General features: G+C 46.1%; 14 protein-coding genes. 3 read left to right on the top strand and 11 right to left on the bottom strand.

Features of this window, described 5'->3' with window-relative positions; all coding sequences use genetic code 11:
- Positions 1–280: 280 nt before the first annotated feature.
- Together FM037_RS22300 and FM037_RS22295 are read right to left on the bottom strand one after the other, a co-directional pair.
- Entirely contained in the window at positions 281–2,458 is a 2,178-nt protein-coding gene (locus tag FM037_RS22300; RefSeq protein ID WP_152829577.1) for a cation:dicarboxylate symporter family transporter, read from the bottom strand.
- Positions 2,459–2,601: 143 nt separating this feature from the next.
- Complete coding sequence (locus tag FM037_RS22295) at positions 2,602–3,504, bottom strand: LysR family transcriptional regulator (protein ID WP_144047808.1); 903 nt, start codon at positions 3,502–3,504, stop codon at positions 2,602–2,604.
- A gap of 180 nt (positions 3,505–3,684) precedes the next feature.
- Here FM037_RS22295 and FM037_RS22290 point away from each other — a divergent pair, with 180 nt between their 5' ends.
- Both FM037_RS22290 and FM037_RS22285 read left to right on the top strand, forming a co-directional pair.
- The gene (locus FM037_RS22290) at positions 3,685–4,965 is read left to right on the top strand and encodes a multidrug effflux MFS transporter (protein ID WP_144047807.1); all 1,281 of its coding nucleotides are present in this window, start codon (positions 3,685–3,687) and stop codon (positions 4,963–4,965) included.
- A 144-nt stretch (positions 4,966–5,109) separates the two neighbouring features.
- Entirely contained in the window at positions 5,110–5,646 is a 537-nt protein-coding gene (locus FM037_RS22285) for an NADPH-dependent FMN reductase (protein WP_144047806.1), read from the top strand.
- 47 nt (positions 5,647–5,693) lie between these two features.
- Here FM037_RS22285 and FM037_RS22280 read toward each other — a convergent pair whose 3' ends face one another.
- The 9 genes from FM037_RS22280 to FM037_RS22240 form a co-directional block, all read right to left on the bottom strand.
- Positions 5,694–6,068, bottom strand: a complete 375-nt coding sequence (locus tag FM037_RS22280) for a cupin domain-containing protein (RefSeq protein WP_144047805.1) — start codon at positions 6,066–6,068, stop codon at positions 5,694–5,696.
- 111 nt (positions 6,069–6,179) lie between these two features.
- Positions 6,180–7,790, bottom strand: coding sequence for an autoinducer-2 kinase (lsrK, locus tag FM037_RS22275; protein ID WP_144047804.1), 1,611 nt, complete (start codon positions 7,788–7,790; stop codon positions 6,180–6,182).
- Between the two features lie 102 nt (positions 7,791–7,892).
- Positions 7,893–9,644 (bottom strand): bifunctional aldolase/short-chain dehydrogenase, encoded by a 1,752-nt coding sequence (locus tag FM037_RS22270; protein WP_144047803.1) that lies wholly within the window; start codon positions 9,642–9,644, stop codon positions 7,893–7,895.
- Between the two features lie 110 nt (positions 9,645–9,754).
- Complete coding sequence (locus FM037_RS22265) at positions 9,755–11,185, bottom strand: GGDEF domain-containing protein (RefSeq protein WP_229380983.1); 1,431 nt, start codon at positions 11,183–11,185, stop codon at positions 9,755–9,757.
- 397 nt (positions 11,186–11,582) lie between these two features.
- Positions 11,583–11,861 (bottom strand): hypothetical protein, encoded by a 279-nt coding sequence (locus tag FM037_RS22260; protein WP_144047801.1) that lies wholly within the window; start codon positions 11,859–11,861, stop codon positions 11,583–11,585.
- Positions 11,862–12,026: 165 nt separating this feature from the next.
- Complete coding sequence (locus FM037_RS22255; RefSeq protein ID WP_144047800.1) at positions 12,027–12,281, bottom strand: hypothetical protein; 255 nt, start codon at positions 12,279–12,281, stop codon at positions 12,027–12,029.
- Positions 12,282–12,464: 183 nt separating this feature from the next.
- Entirely contained in the window at positions 12,465–13,289 is an 825-nt protein-coding gene (locus FM037_RS22250; protein WP_144047799.1) for an SAM-dependent methyltransferase, read from the bottom strand.
- Between the two features lie 177 nt (positions 13,290–13,466).
- On the bottom strand, positions 13,467–13,985 hold the full coding sequence (locus FM037_RS22245; protein WP_144047798.1) for a GNAT family N-acetyltransferase: 519 nt from the start codon (positions 13,983–13,985) through the stop codon (positions 13,467–13,469).
- A gap of 54 nt (positions 13,986–14,039) precedes the next feature.
- Complete coding sequence (locus FM037_RS22240) at positions 14,040–15,974, bottom strand: pepsin/retropepsin-like aspartic protease family protein (RefSeq protein ID WP_144047797.1); 1,935 nt, start codon at positions 15,972–15,974, stop codon at positions 14,040–14,042.
- Positions 15,975–16,253: 279 nt separating this feature from the next.
- On the opposite strand from FM037_RS22240, the gene FM037_RS22235 reads away from it, so the two are divergent.
- Positions 16,254–17,642, top strand: coding sequence for a metal-dependent hydrolase family protein (locus tag FM037_RS22235; protein ID WP_144047796.1), 1,389 nt, complete (start codon positions 16,254–16,256; stop codon positions 17,640–17,642).
- Positions 17,643–17,682: the final 40 nt, after the last annotated feature.

Here is a 17,682-nt window from a genome sequence, read left to right as displayed (position 1 = left end):
GCATTACTCTAATAAGCTACTTCCCTGTAGTTATCAGAAATGAATAACGCGATAACAAGCATTGAAATAGTAAATGATTTTCAGCTCTGAAGGTCGTGAGTTAATAGTCACTTACTCGCTGGTGATTACGGAGGTTAGTCTAGTGCTGAGCTTGTCAGAGAACTTGCTCACCCTAAGACGCCGCTAACTAGCCTTAAATTTAAGACCCAGTATCGAACCTATACGAGCGACCTCGATACCGCATCGGAGCAATCTGGCACTACTATGTCGCAACCTAATATCAATCCACCCAGTGCAGCACATCTCTGATGATAGACCAGCGAGGTTTAACTTCTGTAGCGCCTTGGCCCAGCATCCAATAGTTGTAAATCCTGTCTTGATGACCATCGACCTTACGCAGTTTCTGCCAGTTATTAACGTAATTCAGTAGCGATTGGTTACTCTGAGCCACCGCATAAGCCACCGGATACCGTGAGGTGGTTTCAGGAATAGCGATACCGTAACCCGGGAAGAACAAGGTCCAGGCGGAGCCAGCCTGAGCACTGATCACTACGGCGTCATATTTGGGCTTTTTTTGTCTAAAGAAGTTCTTATAACCAGAGATTTTTACGAAGGTGAGATTCGGATACCTCTTCTTCGCCTCTTCGATAATGTCGCCATGTTCGACATAGGCTATGGTGATATTTTTCATCTCTAAAATGTCTTCATTGCTCTTAAACTTGTTCACCATATGATCGCGTGTGGCGATGGCTAAGTTTAGTTCGAGTACCGGCTCGGCATAACTTAGCTTGTCCATTTGCGCGATATCCATGGCGAGTCCCGACATGGCGATATCGAAGAAACCTGCTTTTAACGATTCTGCTAACTTGTCTTTTTTGAAGGGGATAAACTCAATTTCAACACTTAAGTCTTCGGCAAGTTTTGACGCCATAGCGCTGTCGAAGCCCACTAACTGACCGGCATTATTGTAGTAGCTGAAGGGCACGTTACTGGGGATGTAACCGACCTTGAGTGCTCCTCTGGCCCGAATTGCCTCTAGGTTCGCTATCGGAGAAGTTGGCGTCTTGCCGAGTTCCGGGAACTGTCTTTTTACCTTAGTCGGCACCTTATCGGCGACCTGCATGTTGGCGATGACACCGCTGGTGATCTCCGGGCTATGAATAAACATGCCCATGCCGATGCGCAAGCTTACTATGGTTAGTAGGATACCAATACCTATGCCTACACCCATCTTGATAAGCCTAGGGGGGCTGAGTTTGAGGCATTTGTGGAACAGGGCTGCGGTTAAAATGGTCAGCACAAATAGATTCATTACCGCGGCAATGGAGTTAAATTTTCCGGTAATAAAGCCTGACATCACGAACAGCTGGAACAGATCTGATGGCAGATGTACCAGATCTAACATGAAAGGAATAGCCACATAGACACTGCCAAACAGAGATAACAGGCCACTGATAGACAGAGATGGAATAGCACTTAAATCTACCGGCGTACCATTAAACCAGCCTGCGAAGAATACAAACAGAATCACCGTTAACTTACCTATGTTAGGGAAGGTAAAGGCGATAGGCACTAAAATCTCAATCAAGGTGGCACCATCTTCGGTGAGCTTGTCATGCTGCTTCATGATCTGCTTACATTCTTCGATAATCACAGGGATCACGATGAAGATATTACCGGTAGCGAAAGCGGTGATCAGGCTGGCCTTACTGATACTCAAGGCTTGATGAAAGGTAATCGGCGTCAGTGAGGCGACAATCCAGGGCAAGATCCAGAAGGTCAGTAAGAGACAGAGTACGAAGTAGCTGATGAGATAGACCTGCATACTGGCAAACTCATCCACTCCCATGGTGCCTGCCGCTGAGGCCGACATGGCAAAAATACCGATAGGTAATATCTTTATCAGGCCGCGGGTGATGCGAGAGAAAATCTCGCTGGTGGTGTGCATAAAGGTTAATATTTGCTGCTTATGCTCTCCCTCCATACCGATAAGGGCTAAGCCCATGGCGATACTGAATACCACCATGGCGGGGACATAGCCCGCTGCCATAGATTCGAATGGGTTAGAGGGAATATACAGCTTGAAATAGTCTATGGCTGCGGCGGGCTCTATGCTGCTGATGCTAAAGAACGAAGCCGACTCAACAAAGGGAAATGACAGCGGCATCATGGCTATTACCGCCAGTGCCAGCAGCCAGAGCAGTAGCATTATCATGCCGGCCCGGCTAAATATGAGTGTCGCCGTGCTCTTTTGTAGCTTGCCAATACCACCGATTAAGGAGACTAAAATATAGGGCAAAACCGTCATCTGCATCAGCAAGATAACCGCATTACCTATGGTGCTGAGCCAGCCTACTGATTCACCGAAAAAAAGCCCCACACCGAAGCCAAGGAACATAGCGATCAACATCTGAGTTGAGCTAGTCATAGAAACTATTTTTTTAACCACGAATGACATCCATATACAAAACTGCCAGATAAGCTCGTTGATTTCAATTTGTTGAAAATTTGAGCGTAACAGAATGAAAAGTTAACATTAACACAGAGAATTAGCTCAATATTCTAACATGTGTTCGATTGAAGTTTCTTGTAAATGAGTGACTACTTTTGCGAGAGTTGCTCGACAGTTAAATCGATAAATGCCCTCACTTTAGGTGAAAGATGTTTACGACTCGGATACACCACAAACACATCAATTTCAGGGGCGGGGAGGTCTTCAAACAGGATCTCAAGTTTTCCTGACTTTATTTCTTCTTCCATATAGAACATAGGTAATCGGCAGATCCCCAGGTCATCTAAAACCAGGGCTAACTCCATTTCGGCGCTGTTACAGACTAATTTTTGCCTAACCTCTACGGAATAAGCTTTGCCCTCTTTATCATTAAATTGCCATTTGTTCGGTGATTTATGATTGCTATAACAGAAGCAGTTATGACGGCTTAATTCTTGTGGGTGGTGGGGGCGACCATGTTTAGATAGATATCCAGGGCTGGCGACAATATAACCTTTACAGCTAAATATCTTACGGCAGATGAGGCTTGATTCCTCAAGCTGCAACGAGGCACGTATGGCAAGATCGTAACCTTCTGCGACTACGTCAACTTTACGATCATTGAGGTCAAGATCTAAGGAGACATTGGGATAGAGGCGCATATATTCAGCTAAGATGGGCTGCAGGTAGTTATTGCCAAATCCGACCGGGGTGCTAAGTCTTAGGATGCCTTTAGGTGCAAGCTCGTGCAGAGTCAGCATGTTCACCGCTTGTTCTGCATCGGCGACTAACTGCTGACACTCTTGATAGTAAGCCTTTCCTTCTGGTGTCAGACCTATGGAGCGCGTGGTGCGATTGAGTAAACGCACGCCAAGCCGCTCTTCGAGCTTATTAACTTCCTTACTGATATAAGACGTTGAGTGTCCCATCAGCTCGGCTGCCGCCGAAAAACCACCAGTTTTCACTACCTGAGTGAATACCATGACACCATCAAAAAGCTTATTCATAGTCATATGGAAATAGTCTTTATCAATTAAGGTTATTAATCCCGAATAACTATCAATATACACTTATCACTATTGAATGTAACAAGCTTTGCAATTAAGGCTTGTGACAAACCATTGTGATTCGTGTCTGAGGCTAGGTTTGGAACTTTTGAGTTCTGCTAAGCAAATAGGCAATAAGGAGATGCTATGCAGCACAACGTCAAACTCTATATTCTAGTCACAGGTCTGCTATTTGGGTTATCTCCCTTAGCAATCGATATGTATCTGCCAGCATTACCTTCGATGGCTAGCTCACTGTCGGTTTCTATCAACGATATGGAGATGTCGGTGGCGGTATTTCTGCTAGCCTTTGCATTGGCTCAACCTGTGTTTGGTTTGCTCGCCGACCGTTTCAATAAATTGAACTTGTTGCTGTCGGGTTTAGTGATATTTACTCTTTCAAGTTTGGCTGTGCCTATGGTTGAAACTGCTGATGGGCTTTATCTGGCCCGCATGTTTCAGGCGATTGGCGGAGCAAGCTCAGTGGTATGTTTTGCTATGATCCAGCAAAAATTCGATATTCAAAAAGGCTCGCAGATTATCACTTATGTGATGGCGACTGTGGTTATCGCACCGTTAGTCGCACCTATGATAGGCGGCCAAATACTTAAGCATGGCAGCTGGGAAGAGATCTTTTATGTCCTCGCCGGTGTGGGAGTTTTCGCCTTTGTGTTGAGCTTATTTACCCACAGCGAAAAGCTTGAAGCTGTGAATAGCAAAGCACAGAATGGCAAAGCACAGAGCAAGAGTGCGGAAAACGAAGAGGCTGAACAAGTAGCAAGTTCATCATTCGCTGACTTTATTGCCATATTTAAACAGCCATTGCCGATTGCCTTTATCTTTCTTGGTGGTTTTGGTTTTGCGGCGCTGTTCTCGTTCGTCGCCGGATCTGCCTTCGTTTATATTGATTTCTTTAAGGTTAGTGCTGAAAATTACAGCTATTTATTAGGTTTAAATGCCCTGGCTATGATATCTGGCAGCCTGTTAAGTGCTAAGGTATTCGCTAAGATCACACCCAACAAGAAAGCCATTATTGCCGGTTTGTTTCTAGGACCATTGAGTTTCCTATTCTTTGTATTAGCGCAGATGCAAGCCCCGTTAACAGCAATCGTTATCAGCGTATTTATGTTCAACATCTTGCTCGGAATGATTTCGGCTAATGCGATTTCAGCGGCTATGTCATTTTATCCGACTCAAGGTGGGGCAATTTCGGGAGTGTTTGGACTCTGTCAGTTTGCCTTAGGTGCGGTTTTTAGCGGTGGGATCAGCTTGTCCCATGCGCACTCCCCGGCAGTATTACTGTCTTTTATGGGGCTAGCCTGCGCTGGTGCAGCCATGTGCAGCACATATTTATATACGCGTTCTTGTAGCGAAGATTCAGAATTATCGACCCAAACCAATGCCACAGAGCCTTGCAGGTCACTATAGCCCCGTTCGGCTTGTGAAGAAAGTCAGCCCTGAGCGGTTCTAAAAACAGCCTTAAGCGGTTTTACTAAATCAAGACAGCCTTGAGCGGCTCTAAAAAGCAGCTCTGAGCGTTTTTACTAAATTAAAAGTTGAAGAGGAATTATTATGAAAATATTAGCATTCGCAGCCAGCAACAGCTCTAAATCCATCAACAAGCAACTCGCTACTTACGCCGCCTCACTAGTGGAAGGTGCTGACGTTGAGATACTCGATATCAATGATTATGAGATGCCTATTTTTAGCCAAGACAGGGAAGAGGAACTAGGTCAGCCTGAGCTGGCGCAGAAGTTCTTTGCCAAACTTGGCGAAGCCGATGGCATCATCATCTCATTTGCCGAGCATAACGGCTCATACACCGCAGCTTATAAGAACCTGTTCGATTGGACGTCACGCATAGATATGAAGGTGTTTCAGAACAAGCCTATGGTATTGCTAGCGACTTCTCCTGGACCTGGTGGCGCTAAATCCGTATTAACAGCCGCCGCAGGCTCTGCACCCTATTTTGCTGCCGATGTGAAGGCGAGTCTTTCTATCCCTAGCTTCTTCGACAATTTCGACATGGAAAAGGGCGAGCTTAAAAATGATGAGCTCAAGCAGGAGCTAAAAGAAGCAGTATTTAAGTTACATCAAGCGAGTGCCTAGTGCCTAGATTCTAGGCCCTAGAACTTAGGGCCATTTTTATTCTTCATTCACTCTTCCTTTAAGAAGGGCTGGCCTGGTTGCCAGTCGATGTAGACGCTGTCTTTCTCGGCGCTATAGGGTGCTTTGACGAAGACAGATTTAAAGTCTTTATCACTCTCATTTCTGAACAGGTGAGACTCACCAGGCTCACAGCGCAGATAGTCGCCTTGTTTGATTAGCACACGTTCACCATCCACATAAACGGCACATTCACCCTCGAGTACAAAGAATGACTCTTCCTGAGTCTTATGCTTATGGCAAGGATGAGCTTCACCTGGGGTTATCACCACAATGCCGAAGTGAACTCTCGGGCCATTGGTCAGGTATTTAGGCCCATACTCGCCGAAGCGATAGTCATGCTCTGATTCATTGGTTAAGTACATAGCGGTTCCTAATGTTGTTAGTTCTTGGCTACGAGCCCGTATGTAGGAGCTGCTTTAGCTGCGATGTTTTGTTTGTTTCATCTCTCCCGGCTAAAGCCAGTCCTACAAGTTTTATAATCCTGGTGCTTGCCACATTGAGTTTGTCAGGCCTTTATCGACCAGTTTTAATTGCTGTTCATACACCTGAATCCACTTCTCTTTTAACGCTTGATACTTCACATAGTTGTCCATGTTGGGCTGGTATTCTTTTTCCCAGCTTACAATCGAGTCGGCGGCCTGTTTGATGCTGGCATAAATGCCCACACCGACCCCAGCGGCCATGGCGCAGCCCAGAGATGTGGCTTCCTTAACTTTAGGTATTTTGACTTTCTTGCCGGTGACATCGGCGAGGATCTGCGGCCATAGAAAGCCTTTACTGGCACCGCCTGCAAACACTATCACCTGTTCTGCTTCGCTTGGCTTGCTAGCAGCGGCTGAGCCTGCTGTATCGGTATTGGGTTTACTAAACACCTGGATACTTTGGAGGTTAATGGCCGAGACAATGCAGGCATTCTCCTGCAAGCTACGAAATAGACAAGCGGGGTTGCTTTTGCCTGCATCCAGTGACAAATTGATAAACGAAGGGGCGGCGTGATACCAGTGATCGTAATGCATTGCATCGGAGAATATCGGCAAGATATCATAGCTGCCCACAGGCACTTGCTGGGCCAGCTCTTCCATATAGGCATAGACATTTATGCCACGCTCTTGAGCTAGTTGTTTCTCTAAATGACAGAAGGCATCCACAAACCAGTGCATCACTAGGCCGCTAAAAAACGTGATCCCCTCGGCTTGAGAGAGTCCGGTGATCACATGGGGATTGACCCTAATGGACATATCTTCTGGTGGCGGCATCTTGGCGTCTATGTTCACCACCTGCTGCCAGAAACTGCCGCCCAGCACCGCTATATCGCCTAGGTTGACGACTCCGAGACCGGCAGCGCCAAGCTGGACATCCCCGCCCCCCATCACCACAGCTGTGCCTGTATTCAGGCCTGATTCACTGGCGGCTTGTGCGGTGACTTCACCTATCTTGGTGCCAGTCTCAACCACCGGGGGAAATATCTCGGGGTTAAGGCCGACTTCCTTGGCCATCTCTGGCACCCAGTTACGTGTGGCCAGGGAGAATATCCCGGTTGTGCCCGCATTGGATGGGTCGGTTGCGATTACGCCGCTTAGTTTTGCTAAGACCCAGTCGCTGAGCATGGCAACCGAGTGTACTTGGTCATACAGCTCGGGATGATGTTCCTTTAGCCATAGCAAACGGGGTAGGGCGCCGAGGGCGAAGGTTTGCCCGGACTGTTGATAATCACGGTATTCGATATCCGGTGAGGATTCTTTCAGTGCCATCACTTGCTTAGAGGCTCTGGCATCGACATTGGCGACGGCCCAAATCTCCTGGCCATCTTTATCAAATACCACTATGCCTTCACGCATACTCGTCGCGGAAATGGCGATGATCTGCTGGGAGGAGATATTGGCGTTTTGGATGGCTTGCTTGATACAGCGACACAGCAATGGCCAGTCATTATCGAAATCGAAGCCCATGGAGTTATCCACCCCTGGTTCGGCTAAGTGCTGCCACTCCTCTTGCCCCACGGAAATTTGGCGTCCATGCAAATCAAACAGCACGGCACGGCCGCTGCCCGTTCCCGCATCTATGGCTAACAGATAGTTTTCCATGTTCATTTCCTTATGCTGCGTTTGAACTTTTATGTAGGAGCTGCTTTAGCTGCGAATCCTGGTTTGTTCCATCCCTCCCGGCTAAAGCCAGTCCTACAAGGGTTAAACCGTCACGCCCTCTTCGTGGGGCACATATTCATTCGACAACATCATGGTTATCGCGCTGAGCAGGTTGAATACGCCGGCTTGCAGGTGCTCGCCATTGGTTTTTTGTACTAATATTTTTGAGCCATTCAGTGAGGCTAACGTCGGGCTTGCGGAGCAGTTCAGGTGTAGCACCTTGATGATGTTATTGCTCATGACAGGTAGGGAACCTTGGTTAACGCACAATACCCTTGGGCTAATGCCATGCTCTAAAAAGGCTTCACAGGCTTTGAGTAACATTAGGTTAGATAGGTCATCCCCAAGGCAGATAACTATGTCTAAGCCGCCAAAATCTATGATGGCGGTTTCGGCCGCTTCCTGGCACTTATCTAAGGTATCAAATTCAAGGTGTTCACCAAGCTCTACTATGTTAGCGCCCAGCGCTTCCATATGGGCCACAACCGCTTGACCAACTTGTGTGGCGGCGGTGGTTACCATGGCAACCTTGCCCAACAAAGGTTTGTCATTTGAGCTCGCGCCTTTTTTCAGCTTGGCCTGTTCAAGCTCCCAGTATTCCACTGCGAAGATATCTGCCGGGCTCAGAGCCTGATAACCACCAAGGGCTTCGGCGGTTAATATCGCATCGAAGGTATGGCTGGTGATATCTTCGACGACCAAGGCCTGGTTGACTGTCTTGCCGAAAGAAATGGCGGCTTTACCCTGCCAGATAGCATAGTTAGGTGCGTAGTTAAGCATGGTTTGACCGCTCTGATAGCGGTCAAAATATTCAATATAGTCTTGGGCATAATCGCTGAGGTCGGCTTCGAAATCGTCATGTAAAATAGCGGGAATACGTTTAGTGCGAATGACATGGTCCGGCGTAAGCGGACCGCGGCTGGCGATGCTTTTAAGTTCTGGGTGTGAGGCAATATGACATGAGCCTTTGCTGCTATTTAGCAGAGCCAGATGCGCTGCGCCTTTTTGCGCCGACACTAACTTGCGGATCTTGGCGAGCTCAACCAGATCAATATTGATGTTCTCATCAGGATACTCAAGGCTCTTTTCATCCGCATCTTCCCGCTCTTCGGCATTGATGCACAGATTCGCTTCGATAAAATTTTCAGCTTCCGTCACCAGTTTAATGGTGGTCTCGTAAGCCGTCTTGGCATCGTCGCTAAAGGTAAACAGGCCGTGGTTTATTAGCACTAACCCTTCTATCGACTGCCAGTCGATGTCCTGAGTCATCTCATAAACCAGTTTAGCCAGCGCAAAGCCTGGCATCACATAGGGGATCACTAAGACCCGCTTGCCATACAACTGCTCTATAAAGGCTTCACCGCTTGAAGTGTTAGTCAGAGTCACTACTGCGTCGGTGTGGGTATGGTCCACAAAGGCGAAAGGGATAATGGCGTGCAGTATGGCTTCAACCGAGGGATTAGGCGCATTGGGATCTATCATGGCGGCGCGCTGATACTTAACCATGTCGCTGTCGGTCAGCTCGGAAAGCTGCGCCATCTTCAATAACACGTCCATCTTTACCGGAGCGAAACCCGCCGCTTCTATGGTCTCTAAATCCCAGCCGCTGCCTTTTACAAAGAGGATTTCTTCGGTCTCACCGAATAGGTTTTCGATTTGAGTCTTTACTGAGGTGTTGCCGCCGCCGTGTAGCACTAATGATGGCTCTTGGCCTAACAGACGTGAGGTATAGACTCTCAATTCGAGAGGGGTAACGAATTGACTGGCTGTTTGGGCATGCCACAAGCTTTGCATAGAAATTCCTTTTATTTTTAGGGAAGTTTCCAGAACCTAGAATCTAGAGACTACACGCTAAATAACTAGTTTAAAACTTAGCACTTATAGCTTGAAACTTCTCTAAGTCTTTAGCTCCCCGTGAACAAAGGCAGGTCAGCTTGAGCGCCGTCTGAATTAGCAGCTGTATTTTCGTCAGAGTCAGCATCTTTGTCTGGCACCGAATAAACTGTGATCCGGTTACGGCCATTATGTTTCGATTCATACATAGCTTCGTCGGCATCGGCGATGAGCTTCTCTAATGCATGTCCCGAACGTAGGGTATCGGTCACGCCAAAGCTGGCGCTAATAGTAAAGTCGAATCCTGAATCTGCTGAATCGATTCGCTCGATTACTTTGCGATATTCTTCGGCAAGCTTAGTCGCGGTCAGTAGATCGCAACTTGGTAGTACCACACAAAACTCTTCACCGCCGAGACGGGCAAAGATATCATTTTTACGTCCTTGGGCCTGACATACCTCGGCGACCCTCTTCAATACCCAATCACCACAGGCATGACCATAGCTATCGTTAATATTCTTGAACTTATCTAAATCAAACAGAATGCAGCTCAGGTACATATCGGTATTGGCACAGTACTTAAGGGCGCTCTGTGCGACTTGTGTAAAGTGACCTCGGTTTAAAATACCTGTTAGCGCATCATATTCGGCCAACTGTTTCAGGCGTTTCTGTGTCATCCAGGACTTATAGGCCCAGAACACCAGCAAGGTGATAATCGCAATCAACATGGCGATAAACAGTCGGTTGTTTTCCGCTTTGATCGCAGATAGCTTCTGCTCAATGGTTAGCAAGTTGTTCTGTTTGTCTAACAGTTCAATCCGGCTCTTATGTTCTGTGGTCTGATGCTCAGCAAGCTGGAAGGCTAAGTGCTTAGTTTTGATATTATCCAGATAAGCCCGGTCGGCTTCGGCAAATTTCTTATGATACTCAAGCGCCAGCTTATGATCGCCACGGGATTCGGCGATCTGGTAGAGAACTTTGTAAGATGAAACTTGAGGCTTAGAGTTAGCGATATTTCGAGTTTGCTGAATGGTTCTGTGCGCGTAATCTTCTGCTATTACACTCGATTGTATTTGAAAGTAAGATTCGGCTAATAGTGAGTAGTAGAGTGCAATAATAGGCGCGTAACGACTTTCCTCAATGGCTTGTAAGTTCTCTTCGAGTGCTAAAATCGCTTTCTGAGGATTACTATTCTTAAGATGAAGTTTGGCTAAATAGCTATAGATAGCGCTCTCCATCACCACCTCATTACTCTGCTGGCAAGCCTCAATCCCCTCAAGGATCTGCGGATCATTTTCTTCCAGCAAGCCGAGCTCGAATTGAGATTCCAAGCCCAGTTGTTTAGCAAAACAGAAGTTACGACCGACCAGTGAAAGTTTCGCTAATCTTCGAGCATAGCCTAATCCAAGTTCAAATTGGCCCAGTTGATTATAAAATATAGCTGCAACAGCATAAGCTCTTTGTTGTAATTTATCATCAATAACTAATGGGAGTTTATTCAATGCGTTAGATAAATAATGAAGACCATCTGGCCAGTTTTTTGAAATTGCATATGTATTTACTATAGATAAACTAGCCTTTAATTTTAATGTTTCGTTCGCTTCAGAGGTAACTAACTTTTTATAAATTTCAAGAGCTTTTTGAAATTTACCTTTAAAGGATAAACTGTAGCCAGTTAAGTAATCAAGGTTGAATGTTTGCTTGCTTGAAAGATTTGCTCTATGAGTTTCAAGCTCCTCAATTAAAAAGATAAATTGAGCTGGATTGCTACTTCTTACTGCATCAGCTTGAGTAAATAAGTCTTGCACATCACTAGTTTGTGCAGCCCAAGCAAAACTGACAAAAAAGTATGTAAAGAGGCAAAATAACTTACCTCTTTTTATCAACTTGTACATTGTTCTATGCATTTACCACAGACTTTAATTCAGACTCATCCTCTTTAGGTGACTCTTTTTCAGTAGAGTCTTTTTCTGGCTCATCTTCTGCGGGAAAGAAAACACAAAATATGTCAGGACATACATCAAGCTCTTTCTTTAATTTTATTAGATCAGACTTTAGAAGAGGCTCTTTAATATTAGCTTCTAAATTACTAGTATTTATTGTATGAAGTTGCATTTCCCTTGACTGAAGGTTCGCATCTTTCCCCATACGTTCTAGCAGTTGAATAATGTTCGACATCTTTTCTTTCCTCAAAGTTATGCTTTTTTGTTGTTTTTAAATAATTTTAAGTTCGAGCTGCAAGATCTTATGTAGGAGCCGCTTTAGCTGCGATGGCTTGTTCGTTCCTACTCTCCCGGCTAAAGCCGGTCCTACAATTCAGTGCCCTTTAAATGCTCAAGGCTGTTAAGCTACTATGCTCAATGGGCTGCTTTCGATATCTGTGCTGTCTTCGTCATCTTCTTCATGGGCAACCATCGCACAAACAACATCTGGACAAACATCGAGTTGGCGTTTGAGGCTGATATCATCTCTGTTAAGTAGCGACTGTTTAAGCTCATGGGTAAGTGCAGATTCTTGAATCGCTTGTTCAAAGCTCTGCTCTGTTTGAAGCTCTGAATCTTGTCCCATACGTTCTAGTAGTTGAATAATGTTCGACATCTTCTGTTTCCTCAAAGTTATGCTTTTTTGTTGTTTTTAAATGATTTTTAGTTCTAACATCAAGCTGCAAGATCTTATGTAGGAGCCGCTTTAGCTGCGATGGGCTGTTTGTCTCATCTCTCCCGGCTAAAGCCGGTCCTACAATTTGATGTGCTGAAACTCATACTGAAATCAGCACACCTGTTATGCTGAACTTGTTTCAGCATCCAGCTTTTGGCTTTCAGCTTCAATCTCCCTTTCAATCTCTGCCAATCTATCCAATACGGCTTGGTTGGGCTGCATCTTCTGGCTTGGTGGAATGACCAAGGTGGTATGCATGTAGATGTCAGCATCGGCAAGTTCGGCTAGGGTGAGTGTTTGCTTACGTATAGTGTCTATGGGCAGTACTGCTGCTTCATATAAGATCACTTGATGCTCTAGGGGATACTCAGTTGAAAGAAGCTCTATCAATACTTGGCGATGAGCAGCGCCTGTTGCAAATTTGGCCATGCTCTTATCGCCTGCCAAGCCTATCTGCCATAGCACTAAATAACAGGAAGGGTCGAAGCGGCGCTTATAAAACATAAATTGGCTGGCTTCAAATTGCTGACAACCGAATTTTCCGGGATCGATAGCTAGATCGGCGATCAAACAATCTTCTGCCGAGATCCCCGGTATCATGACGGCATCGAAGCCTTCGGCTTTGGCAAGTTCTATGGATTTATGCGGTGCGTGGGCGAAAACCCCTGGATGACCATAAAATGCACCTACCACTTTCTTGCCTGCGCGAACTTCGGTTAAGATGGCGTCGACCATCTCACGGTAGGTGATATGACGTGACTTACCTTCTTTGTAATACACTTGAAGGGAGCGCACATCGCTGTGCATCTCTTGCAGCCATAGTTCGACTATACCGTTGGATACACCGGAGAAGACCACATCGGCTTGCTCGATATAGCTCTTAGCGAGCGGGCAGATATGTGCCCCTAATGTCATCCCTATACCTACACAAGCTAAACTACCTGGCATCTTGAATCCTTTCTTTTATTTTTATTGGACATTGTCTGGCTTATTTATGAACTTAAGAAAAAGTAAATTGAGTTTTAAATGGGCCGGAGCGATTATTCACGAAGATAACAGTTATTGAATTGTTTTGGAATTGTAAATGGTTGGTAATCTCTTTATTTATCAATCTACTCGGCTTTCCTAAGAGATTTCTGACTTCAGAATTTCTTCTGTTAAATAGCATGAACTGCTGCCAGTTGCGTTAGTTTCTTCTGGAATAAACCCCATTTTCTTAGTTACACGTTCAGTTGCATAGTTTTTATTAGAATAATTAGCATAAACACGTTGGTAGTTCAGGTTTGAAAATCCATAGGCTAAAAGCCCGGTTACGGCCTCTTCAGGGATCTGTTTACCGTGTGATATCCGCAGTAGCATAATGCCCACATCAGCATAAAGTGGACTTTGCTTTTGCTGCATTAGGCCTTGAATACCAAGCGCTTCACCAGTCTGCTTATTGCAAATAACCCAAGTGATAAATGGTGACTGTTCTACTCGATTTTTTCTTAAAGCAATATGAAAGCTCTTTTCGGCGTTTTCATACGTCATAGCCTTGCCGATACGTCTCATCATTTTTTCATCTGAATAGATCTGGCAATATAGGGACTTATCTTGTTCATCGAGAAGTCGCATTGATAAGCGCTCAGTTTCAAACTTGTGCATTTTTATTCCCTTTCTTTTTTGTTCTTCTATCTTGTTCGTAACTCGCAACAGCTTCTACTTTCGCTTGGCAAAGCGGATCACGCCAGTCTCATGGGCGGAGCGGTCGAAGATGAGGTAGTAATCATTCATCAGAGGTAAACCTAACAGAGATTGGTTGGGCCAACCGGGGAGCTGCGAGAGGATCTTAAAGCAGGCCTTGCCTTCGCTTGGGGTGTTTATCTGCCAGTAGTGCTCGGGCTTGATGGTGATGTGGACCTTTAATAATGAGCCGCCGCAGGCGCTCTCTTTACTCGTGCCGCTCAAGGCTGTTCTATTAGAGCCGCTCAAGGCTGGCTCTTTATTAGAATCGCTCAGTTCTTTATTCGTGCTGCTCAGGGCTGACTCTTTCGAAGAGGCTGTTACATCAGTGTGGTGCGATTCACCGAGGAAGCTGAGAGTGAGTGTGGGCCATTCGCTGAGGTTGAGCTTACTCTGATCTATGCCCTGATATTGATGGGCTATCTCTTTAAATGGCGCGATTAACTCGGCAAACTTGGGGTTGATAGCGGTGAAGCTTTCGATCATGGCCTTGTAGAGATATTTGGTAAACACGATACCCGATACGCCCGTATCGACAATGGCATTGCTGCGGCCACGCATCTCCTTGTTTAGGCCGATGGCGGAGAGGAGCGCAAGCTCTTTATTACGCTCAGGGCTGTGCTCATTGTTTCCGTTGTCTGCGCCTTCAGCTAGCTCAGGGCTGTCTTCATTTAAAGAACGCTCAAGGCTGTTCTCTTGTTCCTGTTCAAGCTCGTCGGTGAGTTGGCTGTCTATCTCGGGTTGGTCGCCGACCTGGATGGAGATCAGGTTAACGTTGTAATACTTGTCTTCTACTACTGAGATGGTTTTAAACTCACCTTCGTATAACTCGGTGTGTTCTTCGCCTCCTCCTAAGATTAACCAACCTTGATTGAGTGGGTCTTGGGCCAGCTGCTTGAACTTGTTTTTGTGCCCTGTTTTATTCTCCTGATTGTCATTGTTAGCACTCGTTGGCTCTTCAAGAGTAGAGCTGGCGACATGAACACTGGAGCGGCGACTATAGAAGGCAAACTTGTTAGCGGTGAGTCCATGCTGAGTTAGATTGGTAAAGTAGGGCACGACATCTTGGGTCGGCTGCTGCTTGAGGAATTTCTTGAATTTGCGAAGATCATGGCTGGTAAAGTGCTCTTTACAAGAACCGCTCAGGGTTTCATTATTAGAGCCGCTCAAGGCTGATTCTTTACACGTGCCGCTCAGGGCTGTTTCATCAGAACCGCTCAGGGCTGTTTGGACATTTGGTTGATAGTCGGTTTCGCAGATGCTTATTTCATCATCGAAGGGCCAAGGATAGGTGAGGGCCGGGGTGATATTGTACTGCTCAAAATAGCCCTTGAGGTCGTAACTCTTGTTCAGTTGATGGTAAGCCAATCCTAGAATACCGTCGGCATCGAGGAAGGTGCCTTCCTGTGCGATCGAGGAGACAATTGCAATGGGGCAGCTGTCGAGCACGATAGGCTGGTTTGATGAGGTTAGTGATTCTAGTTGATAGCCATTACTTAAATCGTAGTCGATGGCATCTTCACGAATACCCACTCGGGTATGTATGACAGGGCCGTCCCAACCGCCTGCGCCATAGAGTACCTCTTGAGCAAAGCTGGTGGCGATCAGGGCAGAATCATCTTCCTCCACATAGTCACTGCTACTGACCACTAAGGTGCTGCTGCCAGTATCGAGAATGAGGTTCACGGGCTCTTTATTCGCGCCGATGCGTAGCTGAGCACAGTAGCCCCCCATGGCGTATACATTAGTTATCGGCACTTTGAGGGTACGCGGCTGAACCGGTTCTTGCTTGGTTTGAGTGCCTTGCTCGATTTTAGCGTCTTGTTCGATTTTAGCATTAGCCATTGAACTTGACGTGTCGGCTTTTGGGTTTGTGGAATTGTCAGTCTCTGTAGATAAACTAGCGCTCATTGGGCTTCCTTGCTTCTTGTTATTATTATTTTTTGAGGCGAGTTAAGGCTCGCCTCTCATTATTTTTATAGCATAAGTCGCTCATTGGCAATGGCTTTTTATGCCAGTGTGACGGTTAAAATCAATAAAGCCTCGCAGCTAAAGCTGCTCCTACATAAAATCTAGATGCTCGTTCGCTTTATCCACTTGTAGTTAGCGATAATTTTTGGCAGTTTAATCACACTAAAAAATAATAATTATTCTAATACAGCGAAAGCGATTCATATTAGGGAGAGGTCGATGACGAATAAAAACAATATCAAGCTAACGGCTAACACAGTAAAAACAGCTAAAAGTGTCAGTTCCATTCAGGCGCTATTTCGGACCACAGGGCTTGCTATCGCTATTGCATCGTCTTTGGTGACTACTCCATTATTAGCCGCATCTTTTACTGTGATCCATGCGGGGGAGCTACTTAGTATCCCTGGTAAAAAACCGTTAATCGAGCAGACATTAGTGATTGATGAGGGCGGCAAGATAAGTCAGGTGAAGAGCGGTTATCTGGACCCTAAGTCTTTTGGTACTGACGTTGACTATATCGATCTTAAAAACCGCTTCGTGATGCCAGGCTTGATGGATATGCATGTGCATCTTCAAGGTGAACTTGGGCCTAAGAATGACACTGAAAATTTGCGTATGTCAGATGCCGATGTGGCGATACGCAGTGCTCACTTTGCCAAGTTAACGCTTTTAGCGGGGTTTACCACAGTGCGGGACTTAGGGGCTAAACCAGAGCAAATTTATGCCCTGCGTGATGGCATAGCTAAAGGTTGGGTGGATGGTCCGCGTATTATCGCATCGGGCGGGGTATCGGTTACCGGTGGTCATGGTGATGTAGACGGCATGAGCCCGGATTTACTGGATAAGTTCACCTCTAAGACCATTTGTGATGGTCCCTATGATTGCCGCAGGGCGACTCGCCGGGCGATTAAGTTTGGTGCCGATGTGATTAAAATCACCTCTACCGGCGGCGTGTTGTCGGATACTAATACGGGCACGGGTCAGCAGATGGCCGACGATGAGCTAAAAGAGATTGTCGATACCGCTCATGGGCTGGGCCGTAAGGTCGCCAGTCACGCTCATGCTACCGAAGGGATTAACGCGGCACTACGTGCCGGAGTCGACAGTATCGAACATGGCAGTTACGCCGATAAAGAAAGCATCAAGCTATTAAAGAAAAATGGTGCTTATCTAGTGCCGACCTTGCTTGCTGGCGATACCGTAGTGCAGATGGCCAAAACCTCTGACTTTATGTCTGATGCGATTAAGGCTAAAGCCAGACGTGTCGGCGTGGATATGACAGATAACTTCAAGGCCGTGTATAAAGCCGGGGTTAAGATAGCTTATGGTACCGACAGCGGTGTGTCTCAACATGGTACTAATGCCCGTGAAGCAGTATTAATGCATCAGGCGGGTATGAGTAATGCCGATATTTTAAAATCAGCCACGGTCAACGGCGCGGATTTGATTGGAATGTCAGACAAGTTAGGCACATTGGAAGTGGGTAAGTACGCCGATATTATCGCGACAGAGATTAGCCCGCTGAAAGAGATTGAAGCCTTATTAGATGTGGATTTTGTGATGAAAGGCGGCAAGGTTTATAAGAATAAATATGCGACGAGTTCCTAGGTTCTAGAATCAATAATCTAGATCCTAGGAACTATAATCT

Source organism: Shewanella psychropiezotolerans (assembly GCF_007197555.1).
GTDB lineage: Bacteria > Pseudomonadota > Gammaproteobacteria > Enterobacterales > Shewanellaceae > Shewanella > Shewanella psychropiezotolerans.
Note: the sequence above shows the minus strand (reverse complement) of the source record. Positions and strands in the feature narration are given on the sequence as shown.

Bases quoted from the DNA above. Each gene is read 5' to 3' on its own strand.
- FM037_RS22300 (WP_152829577.1), bottom strand. From the start codon at position 2,458: ATGTCATTCGTGGTTAAAAAAATAGTTTCTATGACTAGCTCAACTCAG.
- FM037_RS22295 (WP_144047808.1), bottom strand. From the start codon at position 3,504: ATGACTATGAATAAGCTTTTTGATGGTGTCATGGTATTCACTCAGGTA.
- FM037_RS22290 (WP_144047807.1), top strand. From the start codon at position 3,685: ATGCAGCACAACGTCAAACTCTATATTCTAGTCACAGGTCTGCTATTT.
- FM037_RS22285 (WP_144047806.1), top strand. From the start codon at position 5,110: ATGAAAATATTAGCATTCGCAGCCAGCAACAGCTCTAAATCCATCAAC.
- FM037_RS22280 (WP_144047805.1), bottom strand. From the start codon at position 6,068: ATGTACTTAACCAATGAATCAGAGCATGACTATCGCTTCGGCGAGTAT.
- lsrK (WP_144047804.1), bottom strand. From the start codon at position 7,790: ATGGAAAACTATCTGTTAGCCATAGATGCGGGAACGGGCAGCGGCCGT.
- FM037_RS22270 (WP_144047803.1), bottom strand. From the start codon at position 9,644: ATGCAAAGCTTGTGGCATGCCCAAACAGCCAGTCAATTCGTTACCCCT.
- FM037_RS22260 (WP_144047801.1), bottom strand. From the start codon at position 11,861: ATGTCGAACATTATTCAACTGCTAGAACGTATGGGGAAAGATGCGAAC.
- FM037_RS22255 (WP_144047800.1), bottom strand. From the start codon at position 12,281: ATGTCGAACATTATTCAACTACTAGAACGTATGGGACAAGATTCAGAG.
- FM037_RS22250 (WP_144047799.1), bottom strand. From the start codon at position 13,289: ATGCCAGGTAGTTTAGCTTGTGTAGGTATAGGGATGACATTAGGGGCA.
- FM037_RS22245 (WP_144047798.1), bottom strand. From the start codon at position 13,985: ATGCACAAGTTTGAAACTGAGCGCTTATCAATGCGACTTCTCGATGAA.
- FM037_RS22240 (WP_144047797.1), bottom strand. From the start codon at position 15,974: ATGAGCGCTAGTTTATCTACAGAGACTGACAATTCCACAAACCCAAAA.
- FM037_RS22235 (WP_144047796.1), top strand. From the start codon at position 16,254: ATGACGAATAAAAACAATATCAAGCTAACGGCTAACACAGTAAAAACA.